This window comes from Thiorhodovibrio winogradskyi (assembly GCF_036208045.1).
Classification (GTDB): domain Bacteria; phylum Pseudomonadota; class Gammaproteobacteria; order Chromatiales; family Chromatiaceae; genus Thiorhodovibrio; species Thiorhodovibrio winogradskyi.
In genome coordinates, this window is record NZ_CP121472.1 from 5,399,253 (window position 1) to 5,421,487 (window position 22,235).

The 22,235-nt window shown below is 62.0% G+C and carries 21 protein-coding genes; 17 read left to right on the forward strand and 4 right to left on the reverse strand.

Going from position 1 to position 22,235, the window contains the following annotated elements; translation table 11 throughout:
• Positions 1 to 432: 432 nt before the first annotated feature.
• On the reverse strand, positions 433 to 771 hold the full coding sequence (locus tag Thiowin_RS24765) for a hypothetical protein (protein WP_328985646.1): 339 nt from the start codon (positions 769 to 771) through the stop codon (positions 433 to 435).
• A gap of 406 nt (positions 772 to 1,177) precedes the next feature.
• Between Thiowin_RS24765 and Thiowin_RS24770 the strand changes: the two genes are divergently transcribed.
• The 12 genes from Thiowin_RS24770 (at position 1,178) to brxL (ending at position 17,104) form a co-directional block, all read left to right on the forward strand.
• Positions 1,178 to 1,747, forward strand: a complete 570-nt coding sequence (locus Thiowin_RS24770; RefSeq protein WP_328985647.1) for a BrxE family protein — start codon at positions 1,178 to 1,180, stop codon at positions 1,745 to 1,747.
• Positions 1,748 to 1,841: 94 nt separating this feature from the next.
• The gene (locus Thiowin_RS24775; RefSeq protein ID WP_408034134.1) at positions 1,842 to 2,540 is read left to right on the forward strand and encodes a BrxA family protein; all 699 of its coding nucleotides are present in this window, start codon (positions 1,842 to 1,844) and stop codon (positions 2,538 to 2,540) included.
• Positions 2,537 to 3,115: a BREX protein BrxB domain-containing protein gene (locus Thiowin_RS24780; protein WP_328985649.1), complete on the forward strand. Its 579-nt coding sequence runs from the start codon at positions 2,537 to 2,539 to the stop codon at positions 3,113 to 3,115. The genes Thiowin_RS24775 and Thiowin_RS24780 overlap by 4 nt, the downstream gene beginning before the upstream one ends.
• A gap of 11 nt (positions 3,116 to 3,126) precedes the next feature.
• Complete coding sequence (gene brxC, locus Thiowin_RS24785; protein WP_328985650.1) at positions 3,127 to 6,690, forward strand: BREX system P-loop protein BrxC; 3,564 nt, start codon at positions 3,127 to 3,129, stop codon at positions 6,688 to 6,690.
• Positions 6,691 to 6,702: 12 nt separating this feature from the next.
• A complete protein-coding gene (pglX, locus tag Thiowin_RS24790) occupies positions 6,703 to 10,950 on the forward strand; it encodes a BREX-1 system adenine-specific DNA-methyltransferase PglX (RefSeq protein WP_328985651.1) in 4,248 nt (1,415 codons plus the stop codon).
• Positions 10,951 to 10,962: 12 nt separating this feature from the next.
• Positions 10,963 to 11,190, forward strand: coding sequence for a hypothetical protein (locus Thiowin_RS24795; protein ID WP_328985652.1), 228 nt, complete (start codon positions 10,963 to 10,965; stop codon positions 11,188 to 11,190).
• Positions 11,181 to 11,414 carry a hypothetical protein gene (locus Thiowin_RS24800; RefSeq protein WP_328985653.1) on the forward strand — a complete coding sequence of 78 codons (234 nt, stop codon included), beginning with the start codon at positions 11,181 to 11,183 and terminating at the stop codon, positions 11,412 to 11,414. Before Thiowin_RS24795 ends, Thiowin_RS24800 begins: the two co-directional genes overlap by 10 nt.
• Positions 11,415 to 11,463: 49 nt before the next feature.
• Positions 11,464 to 11,700, forward strand: coding sequence for a hypothetical protein (locus Thiowin_RS24805; RefSeq protein WP_328985654.1), 237 nt, complete (start codon positions 11,464 to 11,466; stop codon positions 11,698 to 11,700).
• Positions 11,701 to 11,733: 33 nt separating this feature from the next.
• Entirely contained in the window at positions 11,734 to 12,027 is a 294-nt protein-coding gene (locus Thiowin_RS24810) for a nucleotidyltransferase family protein (protein ID WP_328985655.1), read from the forward strand.
• Positions 12,024 to 12,497, forward strand: coding sequence for a hypothetical protein (locus Thiowin_RS24815; protein WP_328985656.1), 474 nt, complete (start codon positions 12,024 to 12,026; stop codon positions 12,495 to 12,497). Before Thiowin_RS24810 ends, Thiowin_RS24815 begins: the two co-directional genes overlap by 4 nt.
• Positions 12,498 to 12,500: 3 nt before the next feature.
• Positions 12,501 to 15,065 (forward strand): PglZ domain-containing protein, encoded by a 2,565-nt coding sequence (locus Thiowin_RS24820; protein WP_328985657.1) that lies wholly within the window; start codon positions 12,501 to 12,503, stop codon positions 15,063 to 15,065.
• Positions 15,065 to 17,104, forward strand: a complete 2,040-nt coding sequence (brxL, locus tag Thiowin_RS24825; RefSeq protein ID WP_328985658.1) for a protease Lon-related BREX system protein BrxL — start codon at positions 15,065 to 15,067, stop codon at positions 17,102 to 17,104. The genes Thiowin_RS24820 and brxL overlap by 1 nt, the downstream gene beginning before the upstream one ends.
• An 8-nt stretch (positions 17,105 to 17,112) precedes the next feature.
• Here brxL and Thiowin_RS24830 read toward each other — a convergent pair whose 3' ends face one another.
• Both Thiowin_RS24830 and Thiowin_RS24835 read right to left on the reverse strand, forming a co-directional pair.
• Positions 17,113 to 17,532 carry an aminoacyl-tRNA deacylase gene (locus tag Thiowin_RS24830; protein ID WP_328985659.1) on the reverse strand — a complete coding sequence of 140 codons (420 nt, stop codon included), beginning with the start codon at positions 17,530 to 17,532 and terminating at the stop codon, positions 17,113 to 17,115.
• A 36-nt stretch (positions 17,533 to 17,568) separates the two neighbouring features.
• Positions 17,569 to 18,933: an NAD-dependent succinate-semialdehyde dehydrogenase gene (locus tag Thiowin_RS24835; protein ID WP_328985660.1), complete on the reverse strand. Its 1,365-nt coding sequence runs from the start codon at positions 18,931 to 18,933 to the stop codon at positions 17,569 to 17,571.
• Positions 18,934 to 18,997: 64 nt separating this feature from the next.
• Here Thiowin_RS24835 and Thiowin_RS24840 point away from each other — a divergent pair, with 64 nt between their 5' ends.
• From Thiowin_RS24840 to Thiowin_RS24855, 4 genes are read left to right on the forward strand one after another with little or no spacing between them, the layout of a single operon-like run.
• Positions 18,998 to 19,189, forward strand: a complete 192-nt coding sequence (locus Thiowin_RS24840) for a hypothetical protein (RefSeq protein ID WP_328985661.1) — start codon at positions 18,998 to 19,000, stop codon at positions 19,187 to 19,189.
• Positions 19,190 to 19,225: 36 nt separating this feature from the next.
• Positions 19,226 to 19,405 carry a hypothetical protein gene (locus Thiowin_RS24845; protein ID WP_328985662.1) on the forward strand — a complete coding sequence of 60 codons (180 nt, stop codon included), beginning with the start codon at positions 19,226 to 19,228 and terminating at the stop codon, positions 19,403 to 19,405.
• A 12-nt stretch (positions 19,406 to 19,417) separates the two neighbouring features.
• Positions 19,418 to 19,765 (forward strand): TIGR02452 family protein, encoded by a 348-nt coding sequence (locus tag Thiowin_RS24850; protein WP_328985663.1) that lies wholly within the window; start codon positions 19,418 to 19,420, stop codon positions 19,763 to 19,765.
• Positions 19,677 to 20,099, forward strand: coding sequence for a TIGR02452 family protein (locus tag Thiowin_RS24855; protein ID WP_328985664.1), 423 nt, complete (start codon positions 19,677 to 19,679; stop codon positions 20,097 to 20,099). Before Thiowin_RS24850 ends, Thiowin_RS24855 begins: the two co-directional genes overlap by 89 nt.
• 468 nt (positions 20,100 to 20,567) lie before the next feature.
• On the opposite strand, the gene Thiowin_RS24860 is transcribed toward Thiowin_RS24855, so the two are convergent.
• Positions 20,568 to 20,900: an SOS response-associated peptidase family protein gene (locus Thiowin_RS24860; protein WP_328988162.1), complete on the reverse strand. Its 333-nt coding sequence runs from the start codon at positions 20,898 to 20,900 to the stop codon at positions 20,568 to 20,570.
• Positions 20,901 to 21,262: 362 nt separating this feature from the next.
• Here Thiowin_RS24860 and Thiowin_RS24865 point away from each other — a divergent pair, with 362 nt between their 5' ends.
• Entirely contained in the window at positions 21,263 to 22,180 is a 918-nt protein-coding gene (locus Thiowin_RS24865; RefSeq protein WP_328985640.1) for a Druantia anti-phage system protein DruA, read from the forward strand.
• Positions 22,181 to 22,235 lie beyond the last annotated feature (55 nt).

Sequence of the window (22,235 nt, forward strand, 5' to 3'; positions counted from 1 at the left end):
CTGACCCTCCGCTGATGTCGGTATACAAGCCAGTATACAACCATGCATCGGCTCTTGCCAGACAATAGCAGACGATAAAGACAGCGACTCTCAGTAATATCAGACGTTTATCAGATGGTGCGAGACACTAGCGACAGGGTAACAGCGGACACCCTCTCCGCCATTAAATTTCTCTAATTACCTGTTTTAATTAGAAATATTTCTGTTGAGTCAGGGTTTAGCTACATTCTCAGCTACACTTTTGACAGCGACAGTGGGGCGTCTCTGAGCAGCCTTTGCCGCCTCTTGGTTCAAGTGGCTACGAGCCCCGGCGAAGACTCCGCCGAGGCTTTCCCATCTTATCAGCGCGTCAAGCAACGCTTGGAAAATCAGACGTCATCCGCCGCCGGTAGACCGCGTTTGCCGCGCGCTGCGACGCCTGACGTTTGTTCTTCATGGTCCGGTGTCGTCACTTCGGAAGGCGGTTTGGCGGGGGAAGCGCAGGCCGAGTGCGTCGAGGAGGTTGCATTGCTCCTCATCAGGTTGAATGAGCCGCGCATAACGGCAGCCTTTGACCTCGTAGATCAAATAGGTCAATCGACTGAGCGCCACTAATGCATCATCAACGGTTGTGGCATGGGGATCATCATCGGTGGTACCAAAGGCCCGATGTAATAGGGATTGAAACAGGCGGGTGATTTTCAGTGCCAGCATGGCCACGAACACATGGGCTTTGGTGCGTTGGCCATTGCGGAGAAAAATCGGACGGATCTCCAGGAAATCCGTTTTCATGGTTCTAAAATTGCGTTCGACTTGTTGCAAGTCGCGATAGCGCTCATCGACCGTCAGCTAGCTCCCGCACGATATCCCAATACGCTACAGCAGAGGTTTGCCGGACGTTTTCCGTTATCCCCCTCGCGCCAAGCCATATGCATTCCCATGCCTCGAATCTTCGGCGAGAGAGTCATAAGACACTCTCCGAGGAGCCGGCTTGTAACAGTTAGGGGCGGGGGGGGCGAGGTCTTGACGTGAGACCTCTCAGCAGTGGACAACGGACCTCAAAGGTGCTTGAATCAAGCGTTGCCGCCGCGGGAGTCCGGCTTGGCGAGATTGACCGACAGCGATCCGGGCGTCGTAAAGGTTCGACGGACTTGCGCAGCTCAGATCGCGCTCGTCAGAAAACCAAGGGGGGACTGAAGTGTCAGCGCTTGCAACGAATATTGACCTGGATCGGCTATTCAAGCTCCGCCTCGTCGTCGCCCGTCACGGCGAGATGGACGCGGCCCGCTGGTGGAACACCAACGGCGTCTTGAGCCGCAAGGGCAGGCTCCTGATGAGCCGTGGCTTCCCGAAGACGCACCAATTCACCCAGGCGCGATTGGTCTTTGAAGTCGCACGGGCTCGCAGCGCAGAGCGCTTCCCTACGATCCCTGGTTGCATCACCTTGTGGCACCTGCCTGCGGACGTTGAGGCGCAATTTGAGGCGTGCTGGCCGGAATGGGTCGACGGCGGCGCGTCCTGGGCTGACTTCTTCGAGTCTATCCAGGCACCATCCGACAATCTGCTTGATACCCTGCATGCGCACGAACTAATCCAACCTGAGCAAGCCGAGCAGATCAGCCGCATGCGCCGCTCTGCCGAAGGACGCTCGGTCGCACTGCCCGGCGAGCGCTCGGTCGACGATGACACCATCACACTACTCGCCGCCGCATTCTCCCATGGGGAGGCCGCTAAACCCGCCATCCCCTTTGCGCGAGTGGACAGCTGATTTGAACCGGCCGAGGTCTGTTTCAGATCGACGCAAGCTTTCCACACGTCTCGTTCGTAAAGGGGCGTTGCTTGAAGATACGCATAGAGTGGCCATGGGTTGGGACTTTGCGCAGTCGTTTGACGAAAACATGGTACGTGCGCGTCAACTGAATACACCCGCGGCAGACAACGAGGGCTGGCTGAAAGAGGTGATATCAACCATCTCCAGCCGCTGGCGCCATGAGCGGAGGATTCTCAGTCTCATCAAACTCGCACAACGGGTCAGCTTTGATGAGTGGCGCCCTTGCGTGCTTTGGCATGCTGGCGAGGTGGACGAGTTGTACTACCGGTTTGCAACAGAGTGGCTGTTTAATGAGTATGTGGCTGGCGTGTACCAGTTGCGCACTACCGACGTGCTGCCGTTCGTGGAATCGATCACCGCGTCCCGAGCTGCAGGCAACAAGGGGCTGAGCGAATACGGTCTCAAACGAGCTGGCCGCGATCTTCTGCGCATGGCGACAGACTTCGGGCTCCTCACGGGCTCGACTGTCCGCGAATTCACCTCCTACTACCTCCCTGAAGACAGCTTTCTGTACCTCCTCCACGCGATGTATGACAAACACGGCAACGCCGCGGACGTCGTGCAATCGCCAGACTGGAGACTCTTTCTGATGAGCTCGGCAGACGTCGAACGCGAGCTGCTGCGTCTGCATCAGTTCCGCAGGCTCCGCTACGAGGTCGCCGGCTCGCTGGTGGAACTGACCTTACCCTGCCGCTCGGCCGCTGCGTTCGTTGAGGAGATGGCCGCATGAGCGATTGGAAGCAGCGCCTGACGCAAGACCTCGAGCCCATCTTGCGCGAGCCCGACCCGCGTCCGCGGCTCAGCGCCTACCACAACATGCCCTACGCCATCTACCGCTATCCGCCGGATGTGGAATTTGCGCTGCGCGGCGAGGTCACCCTGCTGCGAACGCGACTGGAGCAGACCGGTAAGCGCGTTACCACCATCTCGCTCGCCGTCTGCCTGGACTTGGCGCTGCAGCGTGCCGGACTCACCGCCAAGCGGATCGAGATGGCCGAGAAACGCACCGGCACGCACAAGATGATTGACACCCTGCACAACATGCTCGCGGGCCGGCAGTCGCTTGATGCGCTCGTTGCCGAGCAACTCCCAGAGAACCCGGACCCATTGGTCGACATCGTCTTCATCACACGGGCCGGCGCGCTGTTTCCGTTCTACCGCACCTCCTCGTTGCTTGAGCAGCTCAAGGGCAAGGTCGACATCCCGGCCATCCTGTTCTACCCCGGAGACCTCGACGGTGCCGCCGGACTGCGGTTCATGAGCGTGCTCGACGCCGAACACAACTACCGGCCGAAAATCTTCTAGGAAGCGAACCCATGGCAGACGGACAGACCCCAGCGCAGCTGATCAAGACACTCTTCGCGCTCGACATCAAACGCGAGATCGAAGAAGTCATCAAGGTCGATCAGAACGACGAGCAGATCGTCCACGACGAGATCACCGAATACATCGTCACCGACGCCATCCGAACCAACTTCCGCAACATCCTGCGCAAGTACTGGGAGACCAAGAACAACCCCCATGAAGGCATCGGCATCTGGGTCTCCGGGTTCTTCGGCTCCGGTAAGTCCAGCTTCGCCAAGATGCTCGGCTTGGCCCTGCAGAACCGCGCCGTCCTTGGCGACTCAGCCGCCGAACTCATCGGCAAGCGCACCGGCGACAACGAAATCCATGTCTTACTCAAACAGATCAGCGAGCAGATCCCCACCGATGCGGTGATCTTCGATGTCTCCACCGACCGCGGCATCCGCAGCGGCAACCAGAGCATCACCGAGATCATGTACCGGCTCTTCCTCAAGCATCTCGGTTATGCGGAGGACCTCGACCTCGCCGAGCTTGAGATCACCCTCGAGCAAAAGGGCGAGCTCGACGCCTTCAAGGCCGCCTACCAACAGGAATTCGACCAGGATTGGGATGAGAACAAAGACCTGATCGCCTTCTCCCTTGGCGAGGCGAGCGCGGTGATGCACAAGCTCTACCCCAACCGCTACGCCACCCCCGACAGCTGGGTCCAGGCCGCCCAGGACAAGGCCGACATCACCGCGGGCAAACTCGCTGAGCGCTGCCGCGACCTGATGCAGCGCCGCCGCCAGCGCCAGAACCTGGTCTTTGTCATCGACGAGGTCGGCCAGTTCGTCTCACGCGACGTGCAGAAGATGCTCGATCTCCAAGGGGTGGTGCAGAGCCTCGGCCGTATCTCACGCGGCAAGTCCTGGCTCATCGTCACCTCGCAGGAAAAGCTCACCGAACTGGTCAGCGGCCTCGACGACAAGCGGGTCGAGCTGGCCCGCCTGATGGACCGCTTCCCCAGCGAACGCCAGGTCCATCTGGAGCCGGCCGACATCTCCGAGGTCACCAGCAAACGCGTGCTGTCGAAGAACGCCGCCGCCGAGAAGTTGCTCCGCGACCTCTTTACCACCCACAGCGGCCGGCTGATGGCCAACACCCACCTGACCGCGGACATCAAGCTCCCAGAACTCGCCACCGACCGCTTCATGGAGCTGTACCCGCTGCTGCCTTACCAGATCGATCTCATCATCGAGGTCGTCTCCGGGCTGCGCACTCAGGGCGGAGCCAGCAAGCACGTCGGCGGCGCCAACCGCACCATCATCAAGCTCGCCCAGCAACTGCTCATCCACAACGCCGTTGGCCTGGCCAACAAGCCGGTCGGCTCGCTCGCCCGTATCGACCAGATCTATGACCTGGTGTCCGGCAACATCCCCAGTGAGATCCGCGGCAAGATCACCGCCATCGGCACCGAGGTCGAACACCACTTCGCCCAGCCGGTCGCCAAGGCCATCTGCCTGCTGCAGTACGTGCAGAACATCCACCGCACCGCCGAGAACATCGCCGCCACACTGCACGACACCGTTGCCGGCGATTCCCGGCTGCCCGATGTCAAACAGGCCCTGGAGCAGCTGGTGTCGGCCCACAAGGTCCGCCTGCACGAGGGCCAATACCGCATCCCGACACCGGCCGAGGATGACTGGGAGACCACCCGCGCCCGTCTCCAAGCCAATCCAGGGGAGATCAACCGGCTGTACACCGCGGTGGTGACGGGGTTGTGGGAACCCCGACCTAGCCACAACCTCGCCGATGCCAAGATCTTCAAGGCCGGGCTCACCTTCAACGGCCGCTCCCTGGTCGAGGAGGACATCCGCTTTAACCTCACCTTCACCGATGCCGGGGACGACTTCACCACCCGCGGCGCCGAGGCCCGCACGCGCAGCCAGCAGGACACCCAAGAGGTCTTTTGGGTCGCTGGTCTTGACGATCACATCGAACGGATCACCGCTGAGGTGCACCGCTCCAAGGAGATGCTCTCGCGCAAGGAGCGCGGCGCCCGCACCAAGGACGAAACCGCCCTCGTCACCGAAGAAAAACAACGCCTGAGCCGCGTCCAAAGCGACCTCAAGCGCCTGCTGAACCAGGCCATGCTCACCGGCGCCATCTACTTCCGTGGCAACGACCGCAGCCCCGACGACCATCTCGACACGGTCACCAAGGCGGCCAACCGGGTGCTCGGCCAGGTCCTGCCGGACGTCTACACCCGCTTCTCCGAGGGCGCCGCCAAGGTCAGCACCAAAGACCTGGAATCCTTGCTCACCAGTGAGAGCCTGCGTGGCATCACGCCCGTGTTCGCCCAGCTCGGCCTGATCCGCGACGAGAACGGCCAGCCAGTGATCAACGCCGATACCGGCGCATTGAAAGAGGTGCTGGACCGGATCGAGAACAAGACCAGCTACGGCGAGATCGCCAGCGGCAAATACCTGATCGACGAGTTCGCCAAGGAACCCTTCGGCTGGAACCTCGACGTGGTGCGCCTGTTCGTCGTCAGCCTGGTGCGCGCCGGTACCATTCGCGCCACCAGCAAGGGTGCGGTGATCGAGAACGCGCTCTCCACCGACGCCAGAACCACCTTCACCAGCAACAACCTGTTCAAGGCCTGTTCCTTCCAGAAGCGCGTCTCCGGCACCGACATCGAGGACTGGCTACAGGCCGAAGAGGCCTTCCGTGACGTCTTCGGCAAACAACTGCCGGAGCTGCAGGCAGGGGTGATTGCCTCCACCATTCGCGCGGCCGTCGGCGCTGCCGAGGAGGCGCTGCAAGAGATCCTCACCAGGCTCCTCACCCACCGCCTACCCGGTACCGAGGTGCTGCAGGAGGCGCTCGATCAGATGCGCAGCATCCGCGGCGGCAGCGACGATGACGCGATCACCACCTTCAACGCCGCCTACAAGGGCATCAAGGAAGCCATCAAGCGCGGCTCAGCCCTCACATCAGTCCTGACCGAGCCGGCCCTGCTCGGCCTCAAGAACGCCCGCACAGCCCTCGACGACCACTGGCCGTTCCTCGAACAGGAGCCCGATCTGCCCGACGGGCTCGCCGAGCGCGCCGCCACCCTGGCCGACCTGCTGGCCCGCGAGACCTTCTTCCGCGAGCTTGCTGCCATCGATCAGGCCGCCGCCGCCCTGCGCAGCGAATACCAGCAACGCTTTGACGCGGCACTGAACGCCCGCGCCGATGCCTATTCGCAAGCCTTAGACAAGCTGCACGCCCAAGACGCCTGGGGTGAACTCAACGACGAACAGCAAGCCCGCATCGCCCAGCCCTTAGAAAGCCGCGCCGAGACACAGGTGCCCGCCACCACCAGCATCCCCTTCCTACGCTCGGAACTCAGCGCCTGTCCCCAGCACTACAAGCAGGCCGTCCGCGAGATGCTGGAACTCATCGAAGGCCAGCAGCTGGTCACCATCAGCGTCAGCGATTTCTTCAGCGGCCGCATCGAGACCGAAGCGCAACTCAAGACGGCGCTCTCCGGGATTCAACAGAAAGTGGAAAAACTCCTCGGCCAGGGCAAGAAGGTCCTGGTCCAGTAACGCGGATCAATCATGGATAAGAGCACCAGAAACGCCATCCAGAACGCCACTCAGGCCGCCCGTCAATTGCTCGAGGATGCCTACCGTGAGCAGCTCGAAGGCACCTACGACATCCTCCCAGACGGCCGCATCGCCGCCCAGCCGGGCAGCCATCTCTCCGAGCGGCAACAGCTCCTCCGCGAACGACTGGTCGCCGTTTTGGCTCACAAGCGATCCGTTGGCCTGAGCGCCAAGGAGGCGGTGGCCGACTATCTGCGCGACGCCGCCTTCACCACGTTCAACCGCTTCGTCGCGCTGAAGATGCTCGAGGCCCGAGGGCTGGTCCAGGAGTGCGTGTCGAAGGGCGAGGACTCCAGCGGCTTCAAGGAATTCGGCGCCCTGACCCCCGGCCTGGTCGCCATCGCGGACAAAGGCTACCGGCTCTATCTGGAATCCCTGTTCGACGAGCTGAGCCGCGGCCTCAAGGTGCTGTTCGACCGCCAGGATGTCGCCAGCCTTCTGTGGCCGGACCGCCAGACTCTGCTCGACCTGCTCGCCATCCTCAACACCCCCGAGCTGGCCGAGGTCTGGGACGCGGACGAGACCATCGGCTGGGTCTATCAGTACTGGAACAGCGTGGAAGAACGCAAGGCCATGCGCGACGCCGCCGCCGCGCCGCGCAACAGCCGCGAGCTGGCGGTGCGCAACCAGTTCTTCACCCCGCGCTACGTGGTCGAATTCCTCACCGACAACACCCTTGGGCGCATCTGGTACGAGATGACCCAGGGCGAGACGCGCCTCACCGAGCAGTGCCGCTACCTAGTGCGACGCCCGACTGAGATCTTCCTGCGCGAAGGCGAGCAGGCCCCCGAGCAGGTCGAACAGGGCGACGAGCCTCTGAGCCAGGAAGCGCTCCTCCGCCAGCCGGTCTATATCCCGCACCGCCCGCTGAAAGACCCGCGCGACATCCTCCTGCTCGATCCCGCCTGCGGCTCCATGCACTTCGGGCTCTACGCCTTCGATCTGTTCGAGATCATCTACGAGGAGGCCTGGGATCGGGGGGACTGCCCGGCGCTGCGTGAGGATTTCGAGTCCAAGGAGGCCTTTCTGCGCGAGGTGCCGCAGCTCATCATCGAGCACAACATCCACGGCGTCGATATCGACCCGCGCGCGGTGCAGATTGCCGCCTTGTCGCTGTGGCTGCGCGCCCAGAAGAGCTGGCGCGACCTGCCGCCCGGCGAGCGTCCGGAGATTCGCCGCACCAATATCGTCTGCGCCGAGCCGATGCCAGGCGACCGCGCGATGCTCGATGACTTTGTGCAACAGCTCGAGCCGCCGCTGCTCGGCGAGCTGGTCAAGACGGTGTTCGAGAGGATGCAGCTGGCCGGTGAGGCCGGCACACTGCTGAAGATCGAGGAGGAGATTCGCACAGCCATCGAAGACGCGCGGCAGGAGGCGGAGCGGCAGCGCGGCGATTTGTTTGGGTCGATTGAGGTTGCCGATGCCGATTTTTTTGCGACGGCGGAGGCGCGCATCTATGCGGCGCTGCAAGCGTATGCCGAATCGGCTGAAGCGGGGGATTATCGGCGGCGGTTGTTTACCGAGGATGCGGCGCAGGGGTTTGCTTTTATTGATGTGTGTCGTAAGCGGTATGACGTGGTGGTGATGAATCCGCCGTTTGGGGCGGTGTCTGTTGAATCGCGAGAATATCTCTACCAAGTCTTGGCAAGTGCCCCACAAGATCTGTTCGCAGCATTCGTAGAAAGATTTTCCCGTAAGTTATTAGAAGGTGGGCGTTTAGGCATAATTTCGAGCCGATTAGCGCTGTTCAAAGAGTTGCTCGCAGAATGGAGATACCATTTTCTTTTAGGTGGAGACACCCAGCTAGCGGTAGTGGGCGACCTCGGTTATGGCGTGCTTGACGGAGCGGTCGTGGAGGCGGCTGCGTATGTGGTCGAGCGACCAACTCAAGTTCCCATAAAGCAGATTGGACTGTTCTTTTCGGCACTGGATACTGAGTCAAAGGACAACGCGCTAGTCAATTCTATTAACGAAATTTTCGTTGGAAATCGGCATGAGCGAGTGTTCGTCCACGTATTTTCGAGCTTTCTTTCTCTTCCAAGCAACATCATCGCATACTGGTGTTCAGCTGCATGGCTGACGCGGATTTCGACTTGGAAGAATGCTGGAAACTCAGGTGTTGTTGCCAAACGCGGGCTAGAAACAGGAAATCACTTTCGCTTCCTAAGACTCTGTTGGGAGGTTCCCGCGACTAATATAGCTCCTTTTCAGTATTGGACGTTCTACAGCAAGGGTGGCGAGTATAGACCTGCGCATTCCGATCTGCATCTCGTTTTCAATTGGAAACTTCGAGAATTTGCCCGCAGAGTTTCTAACGAAGGCCTCTATGGTCGAGCTGGCCTGACCTACACGGAGCGTACAACTAGTAACTTCGCAAGTCGGGTGATGCCAGCAAGATGTGTTTTCAGTCCAGCTGGTCCTGGTGTGTTTCCCGCTCGGGATGAACACCTTCACGGATTGCTTGGCTTCTTAAATTCGAGCATAGTCGGATTCTATATTGAGTTATTTGTCGGAGGTGGAGATACATCAGCACCGGGGACTGCTGCTCGACATTTCTCTTCTACGTTTATTGAGCGGTTACCTGTACCTCGGACTTTTGACGCTTTACTAACCGAAATCGGTTCGATCACGCACGATTACCATAAGCAACTGCAAGGCCTTAATTGGAGCGAGACATCTCCTGAATTCTTTATTCGACCTTTTTGCAATAAAAGCCTACGTGCAGAATTATTGTGTCGACTGAGAGATTACGAACGTTCTGTGGTTGCAGCGATAGATAAATTTCGCCAGCTAGATGACGTCGTTTCAAGAGCATATGACTTAGGTACAGAGGAAAGAGAAGATATCATTCGTAGCTTTGAGCGTATATGGTATACCGGAATATCGGTCTCTGACAACACGAGAAAGGAAATTCTGAATTCATTTCTTTCCGAAGAAGTCACTCCTGAAGAGGATGACTCGTATGAATTGGGGCAAAATAGAGCAACCACAAAACTCTCCTTTGTTGCTGATCGTCGATACGAAGCTGTAGCAACGCGTTTCAAGATCTCGCCACAGCTTGTTGCTTCGATCCGTCAAGAGGCGGAAGCCCTTCCTCAGCACGATCTAACAACCTTATCGAACGATATGATCTGCATGTCCGTGGGCTGCGTTTTCGGCCGCTGGGACATCCGCTACGCCACCGGCGAGCGCCAACCGCCTGAACTCCCCGACCCCTTTGACCCGCTCCCCGTCTGCCCACCCGGCATGCTCCAGAACGCCGACGGCTTGCCCGCCGCGCCCGAGGATATCCCCGCCGACTACCCGCTGCGCATCACCTGGTCCGGCATCCTGGTCGATGACCCCGGCCACCCCGACGACATCGTCACCCGGGTGCGCGAGGCACTCACCGTCATCTGGGGCGAGCGCGCCGCCGCCATCGAGCAGGAGGCCTGCGAGATCCTCGGCATCAAACAGCTGCGCGACTACTTCGCTGAGAAGAAGGCCGGCAGCCCCTTCTTCAAGGACCACCTGAGTCGCTACAGCAAGAGCCGCAGGCAGGCGCCCATCTATTGGCCGCTGTCCACCGCCTCAGGCTCCTATTCCTTCTGGGTCTACTACCACCGCTTCGAGCCCAATACCTTCTACAGCCTGCTGCGCCTGGCCGGGGACAAGCTCGGCTTCGAGGAGCGCAAGCTCGCGGAGCTGACCCAGGAGGCCGGCCCTGATCCCACCGCCAAGCAGCGCAAGGTCATCGACGCCCAGGACAGCTTCGTCAGCGAGTTGCGCGGCTTCATCACCGAGCTCAACCGCATCGCCCCGCTGTGGAAGCCGAACCTCAACGATGGCGTCATCATCAACTCCGCCCCCGTCTGGCGGCTGTTGCGCAACAGCACTTGGCAGAAGAAGGTCAAGGAGTGCTGGGACAAGCTCGCCAAGGGCGACTACGACTGGGCGCATCTGGCTATGCACCTGTGGCCCGAGCGCGTGGTGCCCAAGTGCCAGACCGACCGCAGCCTCGCCATCGCCCACGGGCTGGAAGACGCCTTCTGGCTGGAAGCGGACGATGGCAAATGGCAACCGCGCCCCATCAGCCAAGCCGAGATCGACGCCCTGATCGCCGAGCGCACGTCCACTGCCGTCAAGGCTGCGCTGGAGGACCTGCTCAGTGCCCCGGCGCCGAGCGGTGCAAGTCGCCGCAAGAAGCGGTCGACAGGCTAGGGAAGCCCCTCCATGGTCGAGATCATTCCGCCGATCACGTCGGTTGAAACCATCGCCGAGGGACCATCGATCAGGGAAGTTCAGCGTTTGCGTCAGCACTATGGCCCTGGCCGTTGGAAAAAGAAAAAGGGCATCGCCTTGGTCAAAACGCCTGACGGTGCGGATCAACTCGCCGAAATCCATTGGTACGAAGCCCATGGGATCGGCAAAGTCAAACTGAAGGTGAAACGATGGCTTTAGACTTCGTGGTTTGTTTAAGCAAGGAACCTACCGGCGATCTCTCCGGCGATGACCTGCAACTCGGCAGGCTCTACGAGGTGGTGGAGCGAGATGCCGGTCACGGCATGATTCGAATCATTGATGAATCCGGCGAGGACTATCTCTATCCGCAAGCATGTTTCGACAGCGTTGTACTCAGCAACGCCGCCCGCGAGCAACTCGCGAAGGCGTTGCCGCATCGATAAACCGATGACCCCCGACCCCCGAACCAAACAGCAGTGAGCACCCTTGCCAATGCACACCATCGAAATCCAAGACAAACTCGTCGCAGAACTGGCGCATCGGGCGAAGACCCCCGCCGCTCGCACGGCGTTGGTCGAGAAAGACTTGCGCGATTTTTTTGCCGCGCGCGATCTGGAGCCACAAGACCGGGAACGCTTGGATCACCATGCAACAGAACTCAATCATGAGGCGGAAGATGTCCTTGGCTACCAAGTGATCTCAGGCGTTGCCGTATCGACAAACCCCTGAACCCCGAAACCCGAACCCCGAACCCTGCCACGCATGAGACTCAAACACCAGGAAATCAGCGCGATTCGCGGCACTGTCGATGCCCACTTCGGCCCAGGCAGCGCCATCTGGTTATTTGGCTCCGCGCTTGATGATCACGCGCTTGGTGGCGACATTGATCTCTACGTGGAGCCGACCGCCCCTCACGCCGAAAATCTCTTCCTCGCCCGTCAAGCCTGCGGTCGCGAGCTGGAGCAGCGACTGAAGCGGCCGGTTGATCTGGTCGTGCGGCGCGGCTCACCCACGGCGTTCATGCGCCAAGCCATGCAGGAGGGACAACGCTTGTGAGCGTGCGTGTTCAAGTGTTGGAACAAGCCCTACAAGCGTTGAGACAAGCCGCGTCGCGCTTGCGCGCCACCCATGGCGATCTGACAGCGCATTTCCCGCTCACCTCGGCGCGGCTGAACGCGATGAGCCAGATCGACCAGGAGCGTCTCGATGCCCTGGCGGTGCGGTATGCGCGTTGCCAGGACCTGCTCGCCCCGGCGATGCGTGCGCTCGCCCGTGCGCAGTTGGAGCCGAAGGCCGATGCCAGTTTTCTCGTGCTGCACGCGCTGATGCAGAAGCAGGGGATTGTCGCAACCACCGCGGACTGGGAGCGGCAGCGCAGTCTGCGCAATGCCGTCGGCCATGAGTACCCGGAGGCGGAAACCATCGCCGATCTGCTCAATGGCATCCAGGCCGAAATCCCCGCCATTCTGAGCATGGTCGAACGACTGAGCCAGGTCGCGAGCGCGCTCATTGCCGAGCATCGATAAGCCATGCCCATGCACCTTCTCCACAACGCCCTCGCGCAACAACTCGACCAGGCCCTGCGCCAGCATCGGGTGGTGGTCTTCTACGATGCCCGCACCGAGTTTGAACCCTTCATCCATGAGCTTGAGGTGGTCGGCAGCGATCGCGAAGACCTGCCGCGGGTGACGGTCGGCGACACACTCACCCACCTGGCGCGGTTCGAGGGATCGTTTTTCGCGTTGAAGGCGCGCATCGAGCCGTTGGTCGCGGTGGATAAGCCAGACCCCCTGTTAGTCTACATCCCAGGCCAGGTGCGGGATCGGACCGGGTCGGTCCTGATGGAGATCGAGCAGGCCGGCCAGGTCCATGGCGATGCCCCCAGTCATGCGCTAAAGAGTGTCGCCAGACGCCTGCTGCGCCAGACCTACACCGACGGCGACATCGACGCGATGCTCCGGCCGGAGTCGCTGAGCTACCAGGATGTCGCGCGCTTTCTCGGCCACGGCGACGACGGCGGCGGTTCCTTGCTCAAGCTGGTGTTGAATGGAGCAACGAGTGAGGCGCTCATTGTCGATTGGATCGTCTGCGAGGACAAAGACGCGGCGCTCGCAGCCAAGCTGGCCGAGCCTGAGCTCTTTCGCCTCATCCAGGCACGGCTCGGGCTTCAGATCACAGCGGAGACCCCCTTGGCGAAGGCACGCCATCAGGTCGTCCGCTTCCTGCTCGTCAACGAGTTTCGGTCCGATCTGACGGGCGACGCGCCAAACGCGTTGACCATCGTGCCGAGCGTTGGCAACAAAGACCACCTCAAGCACGTCGCAACCATCGCAACCGCACTGCGGGCTGAACACGGCATAGGCTACACAGCCCTCGCCGATGCGGTCGAGCAGGAGTTCGGTCTCGCGACGGCGACCATCGACCCGGCTAGCCTCGGTGCCATCGACACCTTCCGCTTCGAGGAACGCAGCCTCCTGCATCACACCGCGACGCTGATCACTCAGCGCGACTACGCCAAGGCCCTCGCCCTGGTCACCGGCCGGACGCGGAGTTTCTGGGTCGATCAGCCGGCGTTCCTCGATCGCCTCGCGCAGTGGGAGCTGTGCCGATTGCTGGCGGAGTTGGGCGCCAAGGTGGATGCCGTGCGGCCCGCGCTGAAGAAGTCGCCCACCCATGCGTCCGCTTGGGTCGAGACCTACGCCCAACCGGGAGGCTGGTACGAGGTCGACCGGGCACAGCGGGCGCTCGATGCCTGGGTGGCGACCATGGAGGACGATCCCGAGGAGCCGCTGGAGCAGGCCCTGGCGGTGACCAAGCGCCAGCATGAGGCGCTGCTCAAAGAGATGGCGGAGGGGTTCACCGCCGCCCTCATGGCGTCCGCCTGGACAATCCCGGGGCTGCTGCACCAGGCCGGCATCTATCCGGACCTGGTCGAGCCCTGCGGCGGCCGGGTGGCCTATTTCTGGGTGGATGCGATGCGCTTTGAAATGGGCGCCGAGCTGGTCGATCAGTTGCACGGGGCCGAGGAGCTTCGCCTGCAGCCTGCCGTCGCCGCGTTACCCTCGATCACGCCGATGGGCATGGCGGCATTGCTGCCCGGGGCGTCGAGTAGCTACTCGGTGGTCGAGCACCAAGGCCAGCTCGCGGCCAAGATCGGCGACAGCCTGCTGCCGACGGTCAACGAACGACTGAAGCGCTTGAAGGCGGCGCGGCCGGATTCGGTGGAGATCCTGCTGGATCGTCTGTTGCTCTGGTCATCAACCAAGGTCGCCAACAAGCTCGGCGATGCGCCCTTGGTGGTGGTCCGCTCCCAGGAGATCGACGCCTTCGGCGAATCCGGACATGAGCTGGCCGCGCGCCAGGTCATGGACAGCGTCATCGGCAACGTCGCGCGGGCGGTGCGCAAGCTCGCCAAGCTCGGGATCGAACAGTTCGTCATCACCAGCGACCACGGCCATCAGTTCTCGATCCGCAAGGCCGAGGACATGCTGATGGACCGCCCAGGCGGCAAGGAGGTCGATCAGCACCGCCGCTGCTGGGCCGGTCATGGTGGGCAGACCCCGGCGGCAGCGGTGCGTGTCGCCGGCGAAGAACTCGGCTATCAGACCGATCTGGACTTCATCTTTCCGCGCGGACTCGCCGTCTTCAAGGCGGGTGGCGACCTGGCCTTTCACCACGGCGGCTGCAGCCTGCAGGAGCTGGTGGTGCCGGTGATCTCGCTGCGCATGCCGGCATCCGAGCTTGAGGGCAAGACGGCGTCGAACATTCAGGTCGCGGGTTATCCGACCAGGCTGACAAACCGCACCTTTGGCTGCCGGCTGATCTTCAGCGGGGATCTTTTCGAGCAGGAGGCCATAGCGGCGCGGGTGCTGCTGATCGGCGACGGTCAGGAGGTCGGCCGCGCCGGGATGGCGCCAGACAGCGAGTTCGACCGCGCCACGGCCACAGTGACACTCACACCGAACAAGGAGGCCAGCATCGGCATGATGCTGATGAAAGAGACACCCGCTAAGGTGCGTGTCGTAGTGCAAGACCCAGCGACCGATGCCGTGCTGGCCCAGTCGGATGAGATTGAAGTGGGAGACCTGATGTGATGGACGAAGCCGCAAACGGTCGCGACGCGCTCGATGACAAGGTCAACCGCGTCTTCGCCGGCAAGGTGGTGCGCAAGGATCTGGTCAGGAAGGTCAAGGTCGGCGCCAATGTGCCGGTGTTCGTGCTCGAGTATCTGCTCGGCAAGTACTGCGCCTCGTCCGATGAGATGGCGATCCAGATGGGCCTGCAGGTGGTCAACGACACCCTGGCGGATAACTACATCCGCCCGGATGAAGCGACTCGCGCCCAAAGCCGGGTGAAGGAAAATGGCAAGCACAGCTTCATCGACAAGGTCAAAGTGCGCTTGGTGGACTCTCAGTACTGGGCCGAAGTGACGAACTTTGGCCATAAGTTCGTTCATATCCCCGATCAGGACGTGCGCCAGTTCGATCGACTGCTGACCGGCGGCATCTGGGCACAGGTCGAGATGCGCTTTGAGTACGACGAGGAGACCAAGGGCAGGAACCCGTTTTGGATCGAAAAGCTGACCCCGATTCAGCTTGCGACCTTCGATCTGGACGAGTACCGCCGCCTGCGCGCTGAATTCAACACCGACGAGTGGCTGGATTTCGTCCTACGCAGCATGGGCTATGAGCCGACGGTGATGGAACGGCGCACCAAGCTGCTGTTCCTCAGCCGGCTGATTCCGCTGTGTGAGCGCAATTACAACTTGGTAGAGCTCGGGCCACGCGGGACCGGCAAAAGTTATGCAGTGCAGGAGCTCTCACCCTATGCCTCCCTGCTCACCGGACCAACCACGGTGGCCAATCTGTTTGGCCACATGAGTGGCAAGCAGAAAGGCATGGTCATGATTTGGGACGTGGTCGGCTTCGACGAGGTCGCCGATCTGCAGAAGATGCCCAAGGAGGTGATCACCACGCTCAAGACCTTCTGCGAGTCTGGCCAGTTCCAGCGCGGTCAGGAGGCCATGGCCGGCTATGCCAGCATCGCCATGTTCGGCAACACCCAGCAGCCGATCGACGTGATGGTGCAGACCGGGCACCTGTTCGCGCCGATGCCGGATGTCATCCGCGACGACATGGCCTTCATCGACCGGTTGCACTTTTACCTGCCGGGCTGGGAAGTGCCCAAGATGCGCAACGAGCACTTCACCGACCATTATGGTTTCGTCATCGACTACCTGGCCGAGGCGCTACGGGAGCTGCGCAAGCACAACTTTACCGAGATCATCGATCACTACTTCTCGCTCGGCTCGCACCTGAACGCCCGCGACCGCAAGGCCGTCCGCCGCACTGTCTCCGGGTTGGTGAAGATCCTGCACCCGCACGGGCAGGTCTCCCAGAAAGACCTCGCCGAGATGCTGGAGCTGGCGCTGGAAGGCCGCCGCCGGGTCAAGGAACAACTCAAGAAAATGGGGTCGTTCGAATACCACCAGACCTCGTTCAGCTACCTGATCAACGACAGCGGCGAGGAACAGTTCGTCGGCGTTCCGGAGCAAGGCGGACGCGACATGATTTCCACTGATCCACTGCCCCCAGGCGCCGTCTACACGGCCGCCGTCAGCGGCGATGGCACCGTTGGGCTATATCGCGTCGAGGTAACGCTCTCGACCGGTACCGGCAAGCTCAAGCCTGCCGGGGGCGTGAGCGGGGCGATGAAGGAATCCGTCTCTAGGGCTTTCAGCTTTCTCTCCGCCAACAAAAGCGCGTTCGGCGTCCCGCGCGAAGTCGACACCTCAGACTTACACGTCGAGGTCATCAATCTGCTCGGCAACAAGGTCGAAGCCGAGATCGGCGTCGCCTTCTTCGTCGCCGCCTACTCAGCGCTGCGCAAAGCGCCCGCGCAACCAGCCCTGCTCGTCCTCGGTGACCTGAGCATCCAGGGCAACATCAAGCCTGTGCGTTCGCTGACAGAACCACTCCAGGTCGCAATGGACAACGGCGGCAAGCGCGCACTGATTCCGATCGAGAACAAGCGTCAGTTCCTGGAGGTCAACGCCGATGTACTGGAGCAGGTTGATCCGGTGTTCTTCGGGGATATGCGACAAGCGGCGTTTAAGGCGCTGGGACTGAACTGATGGGTGCGTTAGCCGCTGGGACAGCTGCCTTGTTTGACCAGTGGCTCCAGCGCAAGGCTACGGTCCAACGCCTCGGCACTGCGATCGACAAAGGTATCCAGGCGACGCTTTTGCCCAATCGGATTGATCCCGCCAAGCAAATAGCCCGTGCCGCGCTCCGCCTGCGCCTTCTCTGCCATGGTCGCTTTCTTTCCTCCGGCCGCCTTGGCGAGCGCCTTCAAACTCAGCTGCCGACTGACCGGCACGACGGCCACCACCAGCGTCTTGGCATCGAGGCTGACGACCAAGGTCTTAAACACCAGTGAGGGGTCAAGCCCGAGTCGATCGGCGGCCTCTCGGCCATAGGCGGTGGTGCCTGGGTCGTGGTGGTAGGCATGCACCCGGTGGGCGATGCCCAGGCGCTTGAGGGTATCGATGGCGGGCGTCATGACTGGATGCGCGATCGGGGTCGGGTCCAAACCGGGCTACTGGACGCACAGCGTCTTGGCATTGCAAAAGCCGCGAATCCCCAAGAGCCCCAGCTCGCGCCCGTAGCCTGAGTGCTTGATGCCGCCGAAGGGCAGGCGCGGGTCGCTCTTGACCATGTCATTGACGAAAGCGCAGCCGCACTGCATGCGCCGCGCGAAGGCTTCACCACGCGCGCGGTCTTGGCTCCAGACACTGCCGCCAAGGCCGAAGTCCGAGTCGTTGGCCAGCCGCAGGGCATCGGTTTCATCGCGCGCGCGGATGATGGCGGCCACCGGGCCAAAGAGCTCCTCGTGATACGCCGGCATCCCCGGTGCGCATTGATCCAGCACCGTTGCCGCATAGAACCAGCCAAGGCGCTCCAATGGCGCGCCACCGCTCACCAAGCGCGCGCCCTTGGCAAGGCTCGCCTGAACCTGGGCATGCAGCTGATCGCGCAGATCAGAGCGGGCGAGGGGCGGGAGTGTGGTTTCGGGCTGCATCGGATCGCCCGGTATCAGAGCCTCCGCCGCCGCCTTGAACGCCGCCACGAAGGTATCGGCAATCTCTGGCACCAGGATGAAGCGCTTGGCGGCGATGCAGCTCTGTCCGCCGTTGAGAAACCGCGCCTTGGCCGCCACTGTCGCGGCCTGCTCGACATCGGCATCCGCCAGCACCACAAAGGCATCCGATCCGCCAAGCTCCAGGATCGACGGTTTGATGCTGGCGCCGGCGGCGGCTGCCACGCGCCGGCCGGCGGCCTCGCTGCCGGTGAGGCTGACACCCCGGATGCGGGCATCGCTGACCAGCGCCTCGGCCTGGTTGCCCGCGATGAGCAGGGTTTGGAACAGGCCGTCAGGCGCCCCCGCCTCGCGAAACAGCCGCTCGATCGCCAAGGCACAACCGGGTACATTGGAGGCATGCTTGAGCAGCACCGGATTGCCGGCGGCGAGCGCCGGCGCGGCACAGCGGAACACCTGCCAAAACGGAAAATTCCAGGGCATGATCGCCAACCAGACCCCGAACGGCTGATAGGCCACCAGGCTGCGGGCTGCATCGGTGTCGATCAATTCATCGGCCAGCATGCCCTCGGCGTGCTCGGCATAGTAGTCACAGACCCAGGCGCATTTGTCGATCTCCGCCAGTGCCTCGGTACGCAGCTTGCCCATCTCGGTGGTGATCAGGGTCGCCAGGGTCTCTTTCTGAGTCCGCAGCCGCTCAGCCACTGAGACGAGCAGTCGAGTTCGCTCAGCGAGGGGTGTTTCGGCCCAAAGCACGCTGGCTCCACGCGCGGCGGCCAGAGCCTGCTCAATCCGCGCTGAATCGAAGGCGGCGACCCGCTCGATACAAGCCTCGGTGGTGGGATTGATGGATGTGAACATCATTGATGGATCGGCTAAAAGGTGTGACAGTGAGCCAAAGCCAAGCTCAAGCGAACGTTAAGCCCCAATGGATTATCCCGCATTTTTGAACAGCCTGAACGCCGCGACCTGTCCCGTCACCGAGCATCCCTGCCTGGCCGCGCTCTGGTTCGATGCCAAGGGCGATTGGGACCGCGCCCACGAGATCGTCCAATCCCTGCCGGACGGCCCGCTTGAAACTGGTGCTGCGCGCATTCACGCCTACCTGCACCGATGCTGACGGCTCCAAGCGACTGATCCCAGGAGATGCTCCGACATGCAGCTGAACCATCTACCCTGCTTGGATTCACCCGAGCACGCCGAGGCGCGCCGGCGCGAGCTGCAAATCCCCCGCGACCAGGCCGCCGCGTTCGGTCAGTCGGCGGTCGATGCGATTTTGCAGGGGGATTACACCAACGCCCGGGGCCAGCGCGTTGCCTGGCAGCCAGCCATCTAGCAGGCGATGGCCTTGCGACGTTCCATCCCGCCTGATGAACCACTGCCAACAGCGGATCGCTGCGCTGCTGAAACCACACGCGTCCAGGTCGCCAACGAGACCACCCTGGCCGCCGCCGAGCACCTGACCCGCGCTGGCACCCGCTCGGTGCTGGCGCTGAACTTCGCCAACGGGGTCCATCCCGGCGGCGGCTTTCTGCACGGTGCCCACGCGCAGGAAGAAGTCCTGTGCCGTTCCAGTGCGCTCTATGCCACCTTAGGAAGGCGACCCGATGTACGCCGCCCACCAGCAACGCCCGCTGCCCGATTCCACCGACTGGGCCATCTACTCCCCGCTGGTGCCGGTGTTTCGCCGCGATGACGGCACGCCTTTAGATGCGCCCTGGCTGCTATTTTTTCTAACCTGCGCCGCACCCTATGCACCGCGGGTCGGTCAGCCGCGCTCGGGCGATCTGCTGCATGCGCGCATCCATCGGGTGCTGGCCATTGCCCATGCCATGGGCCATGACGCCCTGGTGCTCGGCGCCTGGGGCGCCTTCGGCAATGATCCGCGCCGCACCGCCGAGTCCTTCCGCACCCACTTGGAGCAGACCTTCCCACGCGCGTTCGATGACATCGTCTTCGCCATCACCGATTGGTCGCCCGAACGCGCGACCCTGGGACCGTTTCGCGGGGTCTTCGATCAGCCGCTCTGATGAACGCTGGAATCCCAGGCGCATGGTGGGCGCACCAAGATGGCTCGCTCCACTTGGACAACGAGATTCAGACTTTCCGCAACAAAGATCGGCAAGTTCCCGAGAGGCTTTTGAAAATTATCCTTATCCACCACGCCTGTGGATAACCCTGTGGGCAAGGCTGTCAGATGGGCTCTAACCCCTTGTCCCGGCGCGCGTCGTTTTCGATTGGTCAGACTTGTTCCGGCCGGTAAGTGCCTGTTTTTTTGCTTTTTTGATCCCTGTTCCACCAGGGTGCGAGGGGTTGAAACCCGGAAGTCGGCGCGGAAAGTGTGTCACTCAGGGGCTGTTGATAAGCGCCAGCCCATTTGTCAAGTCCCGATGGGCCGCCCGGTACGATCGCTTCGCATCACTGTGATCCAAGGCCGAGGTTGCCGGCGCGGGCGGCGTTCCGCCGTCGGTGGCGCGCGGCCATCCGAATGCTTGATATCAGGGGATCAAAGCCAGCTGATCGGCCGGCGCGTCGATCAGCGGACCTGTCGGCACCAGACACTCTGGTGCATCGAAGCGCGGCTGACCGACTGAGCACGCGACGGGATAGCCGATGAGCCGCTCGCCTGGACAGGGTTGCAGCAGCGCGGTCAGTCGGGCCTGGTGCTGGTTGCCGGGATCCAGCCATTCCGCCCAGTGCGTGGCATCGAGGATCACCGGCATGCGGTCATGAACGGCGGCGACGGTGGCATTGGCTTGGGTGACGATGATGGTCGCGCTCTCAAGCCGCTTACCCGAGCCTGGGGTTGTAGCGCGCCGGCAGTCTTTCAGCCGGCGGTTGCGCCTCCAGCCAGTCCGCCGTGGCCGCTACATCGAAGCATTGCGCAAAGCGACCGCACATTGGCTCCTCCTCAAACCGACGCTTCGATCAGTCGCTACCGCAACCGCGTCAGCCGCTGCCCGCCGGTCTGGCGCACGGCCATGCCCAAGGCTTTCGGCTGAGCAATCAACACCACCAGCCGCTTGCCGCGCGTCACCCCGGTATCAGCCCTGACGCATAACCACTCGCCCCCACAGGTGGCAAGGGCTGATGGGCCGGCAGAAAAAAATGTTTTCGCAAAAGCGGCTAGACAACGCTCGCGCATGATGCCAGAATCGAGCCTGAGTCATTCTCGCGAAGGGATTGTCAGCGCATGCTCGATAAAGCTCCAACAACCTGGCGGCAAGCGGGTCGGGACATCACACCCGAGAATCTGGCCTACATTCGCACCTTCGCCGAGCGTTTCCCCGGATTATCGCGCACGGAACTCACTGCCACCCTGTGCGAACACCTCGATTGGCTCACGCCCGCGGGCCGGCCAAAGTTTCAGGCCTGCTCCAAGCTGCTCGCCCGTCTGGAAGCGGCCGGGGAGTTACGCCGCCCGGCCCTGGATGAACGCTTCAGTCATCCCGGCCCGCACGCGCGGGCCGCAGCGGTCGCTCGCGCTCCCCGGCAGCGTCCATCCGTGGTTAGCTCACTGTCGGCGCTTGCACCGGTGCACCTGCGCCTGGTCAGTGACCGAGCCGATGAGCACCGCTTCAATGACGCCCTCGCGCAGTGTCATCCTCTGGGCTATAAAAAACCCTTCGGCTATTGGGCACGCTACTTGATCGAATCCAGCGAGCATTGGCTGGGCTGCGTGCTTCTGAGCGGTGCCGCCAAGGCCCTGACGGCACGCGACCGTTGGATTGGGTGGAGCGAACGCCAGCGCCTGGCGAATCTGCCCTGGGTGGTCAACAACAGCCGTTTTCTCATCTTCCCAGGCGTTGAGGTGCCCCATCTCGCCAGTCATGTGCTTGGGCAACTGGCTCGGCAGATCGGTGAGGACTGGCACGCCTGCTGGGGCTACCGCCCGCTGCTGCTGGAGACCTTCGTCGACCCCGAGCGCTTTCGCGGCAGCTGTTACCGCGCCGCCGGTTGGACGCTACTGGGACACACCAGTGGGAGAGGCCTGGTGCGTCCGGGAAAAACCTACCACACCCGCCCCAAGCTGATGTTTGCCAAGCCATTGCAGGCGGAGTTTCGAACCCTGTTGTGTTCCCATCAACTGCGAGGTCAAAGCGCGCCATGAGCAAACCCAGCCGGCGTCCGGGACGCGAGGAAATCAAAGCGCAAGCGAGAAAAAA

Excerpts from the sequence above, each read along its gene's own strand:
- Thiowin_RS24810 (WP_328985655.1), top strand. The coding sequence starts at position 11,734 with ATGAGACTCAAACACCAGGAAATCAGCGCGATTCGCGGCACTGTCGAT.
- pglX (WP_328985651.1), top strand. The coding sequence starts at position 6,703 with ATGGATAAGAGCACCAGAAACGCCATCCAGAACGCCACTCAGGCCGCC.
- brxC (WP_328985650.1), top strand. The coding sequence starts at position 3,127 with ATGGCAGACGGACAGACCCCAGCGCAGCTGATCAAGACACTCTTCGCG.
- Thiowin_RS24765 (WP_328985646.1), bottom strand. The coding sequence starts at position 771 with ATGAAAACGGATTTCCTGGAGATCCGTCCGATTTTTCTCCGCAATGGC.
- Thiowin_RS24855 (WP_328985664.1), top strand. The coding sequence starts at position 19,677 with ATGTACGCCGCCCACCAGCAACGCCCGCTGCCCGATTCCACCGACTGG.
- Thiowin_RS24840 (WP_328985661.1), top strand. The coding sequence starts at position 18,998 with ATGGATTATCCCGCATTTTTGAACAGCCTGAACGCCGCGACCTGTCCC.
- Thiowin_RS24775 (WP_408034134.1), top strand. The coding sequence starts at position 1,842 with ATGGGTTGGGACTTTGCGCAGTCGTTTGACGAAAACATGGTACGTGCG.
- Thiowin_RS24845 (WP_328985662.1), top strand. The coding sequence starts at position 19,226 with ATGCAGCTGAACCATCTACCCTGCTTGGATTCACCCGAGCACGCCGAG.
- Thiowin_RS24805 (WP_328985654.1), top strand. The coding sequence starts at position 11,464 with ATGCACACCATCGAAATCCAAGACAAACTCGTCGCAGAACTGGCGCAT.
- Thiowin_RS24780 (WP_328985649.1), top strand. The coding sequence starts at position 2,537 with ATGAGCGATTGGAAGCAGCGCCTGACGCAAGACCTCGAGCCCATCTTG.
- Thiowin_RS24835 (WP_328985660.1), bottom strand. The coding sequence starts at position 18,933 with ATGATGTTCACATCCATCAATCCCACCACCGAGGCTTGTATCGAGCGG.
- Thiowin_RS24830 (WP_328985659.1), bottom strand. The coding sequence starts at position 17,532 with ATGACGCCCGCCATCGATACCCTCAAGCGCCTGGGCATCGCCCACCGG.
- Thiowin_RS24800 (WP_328985653.1), top strand. The coding sequence starts at position 11,181 with ATGGCTTTAGACTTCGTGGTTTGTTTAAGCAAGGAACCTACCGGCGAT.
- Thiowin_RS24795 (WP_328985652.1), top strand. The coding sequence starts at position 10,963 with ATGGTCGAGATCATTCCGCCGATCACGTCGGTTGAAACCATCGCCGAG.
- Thiowin_RS24820 (WP_328985657.1), top strand. The coding sequence starts at position 12,501 with ATGCCCATGCACCTTCTCCACAACGCCCTCGCGCAACAACTCGACCAG.
- brxL (WP_328985658.1), top strand. The coding sequence starts at position 15,065 with ATGGACGAAGCCGCAAACGGTCGCGACGCGCTCGATGACAAGGTCAAC.
- Thiowin_RS24865 (WP_328985640.1), top strand. The coding sequence starts at position 21,263 with ATGCTCGATAAAGCTCCAACAACCTGGCGGCAAGCGGGTCGGGACATC.